At 70.7% G+C, this 2,650-nt stretch carries 1 protein-coding gene; it reads right to left on the bottom strand.

Going from position 1 to position 2,650, the window contains the following annotated elements:
• A partial coding sequence (gene alaS, locus SACSA_RS0104870) for an alanine--tRNA ligase (protein ID WP_019814012.1) occupies positions 1–2,547 on the bottom strand: 2,547 nt, incomplete at its 3' end.
• Positions 2,548–2,650: the final 103 nt, after the last annotated feature.

Below are 2,650 nucleotides of genomic sequence, written 5' to 3' on the forward strand. Positions count from 1 at the left end.
CTCGGCGAAGGCGGGCACGAGCGACCCGGCGGCCAACCCGGCGTCGCGGGCCGCCGCGGTCGTGGCGACCACGAAGCTCACCTTCTCGCCGGACGGGGCGAACAGCGCGACCACGCCGGACCGCGACCCGAGCCGGTTACGCACCTCCCCCGCCAGGGTGCGCAGCGCGCCCCCGTCGACACCGGAGTCCAACCGCTCGGCGACGAGCGAGGTGCCGGCCACGTCCTGAGCGCGCTCGGCCAGCGTGCCCGCCGACGACAGCACCTCACGCCTGCGCAGCTGCTCGATCTCCTTCTCGGCCGCGCGCAGTCTGCCGAGCACGTCCTCGATCCGGGACGGCAACTGGTCGGTGGGCACCTTCAGCGTGCCCGCCAGCTCGGAGACCAGCAGTTGCTCCTTGCGAACGTGGCGCAGCGCGTCCGTGCCGACCAGTGCCTCGACGCGGTGCACCCCGGAGCCGATGGAGGAGTCGCTGACCAGCTTCACCAGCCCGAGCTGGCCGATCCGGTCCACGTGGGTCCCCCCGCACAACTCACGGGAGTAGTCGCCCATGTCGACCACGCGCACCCGGTCGCCGTACTTCTCGCCGAACAGCGCGATCGCGCCCTGTTCGAGTGCCTTGTCCTTGGTGGTGGTGTAGGCCTGCACCTCGACGTCGGTCTGGAGGTAGTCGTTGACCTCCTCCTCCACCTCGGTCAGCACGTCGCCCGAGACGGCACCGGCGGTGGTGAAGTCGAACCGCATTCGTCCGGGCGAGTTCAGCGACCCCGCCTGGGCGGCCCGGTTGCCGTAGGACCCGCGCACCGCCGCGTGCACCAGGTGCGTGGCCGAGTGCGAACGGGCGATGGCGGCGCGCCGGGTTCCGTCCACGGAGGCGGTCAGCTCGGTGTCCACGGCGACCTCGCCGCCGACGACCTCCACCTTGTGCACGAACAGGCCCGGAACGAGCTTCTGGACGTCGAGCACCGTCAGCTCGACGCCATGGCCCACGAGCACGCCGGTGTCGGCGATCTGCCCGCCGCCCTCGGCGTAGAACGGCGTGCGGTCCAGCACCAGCTCGGCCGTGTGCCCCTCACCCACCACCGGGGTGGGCACACCGTCGGAGAGCAGGGCCAGCACCCGGGACGTGGCCTGGAGATCGGTATAGCCGAGGAATTCGGTCTCGCCGTGCCGCTCCAGCAGCGTGCGGTAGGCCGAGAGGTCACCGTGGCCGCTCTTGCGGGCCGCCGCGTCGGCCTTGGCGCGCTGCCGCTGCTCCTCCATGAGCGTGCGGAACCCGTCCTCGTCGACCGACAGGCCCTGTTCGGCGGCCATCTCCAGGGTCAGGTCGATCGGGAAACCGTAGGTGTCGTGCAGCTGGAACGCCTTGTCCCCGGCCAGCATGGTTCCCCCGGCACGGCGGGTCTGGTCGGCGGCCAGGTCGAAGATGCGCGATCCGCTGGTCAGCGTGGCCAGGAAGCTCTCCTCCTCGGTGCGCATGACGTCGCTGATCCGGTCGAAGTCGCGGGCCACCTCGGGGTAGGACGGCGACATCGCGTCGCGGACGACGGCGGCGAACTCCGGCAGCACCGGCTCGTGCACGCCCAGCAGGCGCACCGAGCGCACGATGCGCCGCAGGAGCCTGCGCAGCACGTAGCCGCGGGCCTCGTTGCCGGGGGTCACACCGTCGGCGATGAGCATGACGCCGGACCGCGCATGGTCGGCGATCACGCGGAAGCGCACGTCGTCCACGTGCTCGGCACCGTAGCGGCGGCCGGAGAACTCCTCGGCCTTGGCGATCACCGGGCGCACCAGGTCGGTCTCGTACACGTTGGACACGCCCTGCAGCAGGTAGGCGACCCGCTCGATGCCCATGCCGGTGTCGATGTTCTTCTGCGGCAGCTCCCCGAGCACGGGATGCCCCTTCTTCGGGCTGCCCTCACCGCGGATGTCCTGCATGAACACGAGGTTCCAGATTTCGAGGTAGCGGTCCTCGTCCACCACGGGACCGCCCTCGCGCCCGAACTCGGGACCGCGGTCGTAGTAGATCTCCGAGCAGGGTCCGCCCGGGCCGGGCACGCCCATGTCCCAGTAGTTGTCCTCGGCACCGCGGAACTGGATGCGTCCGGACGGCACGCCCGCGACCTCCCGCCACAGGGCGGCGGTCTCGGCGTCGTGCTCGTACACCGTGGCCCACAGCCGATCAGGGTCGAAGCCGAGGCCGCCCTCGTCCCGCGAGTTGGTGAGCAGCTCCCAGGCGTGGGCGATGGCGGTCTCCTTGAAGTAGTCCCCGAAGGAGAAGTTGCCCGCCATCTGGAAGAACGTGTTGTGCCGCGTGGTCTTGCCGACCTCGTCGATGTCGCCGGTGCGCACGCATTTCTGCACGCTGGCCGCCCTCGGGTACGGCGGCGGCACCTCACCGAGGAAGTACGGCTTGAACTGGACCATGCCGGCGTTGACGAACAGCAGGGTCGGGTCGTCCAGGATCAGCGAGGCGCTCGGGACACGGCTGTGTCCGCGCTTCTCGAAGTGATCCAGGAACCGTTTGTTGATCTCGTGTGTCTCCACTGGCTTTCCTTGGCGTGCGGGCTCGCGGCACCGGAGGGCGCCGCGGCGGGGAGGACGTGGGCGTGCGTCGGCGGAGATCTGTCGCGGGCCCGGCGGCCGCGCC

It is taken from the genome of Saccharomonospora saliphila YIM 90502 (assembly GCF_000383795.1).
Classification (GTDB): Bacteria; Actinomycetota; Actinomycetes; order Mycobacteriales; family Pseudonocardiaceae; genus Saccharomonospora; species Saccharomonospora saliphila.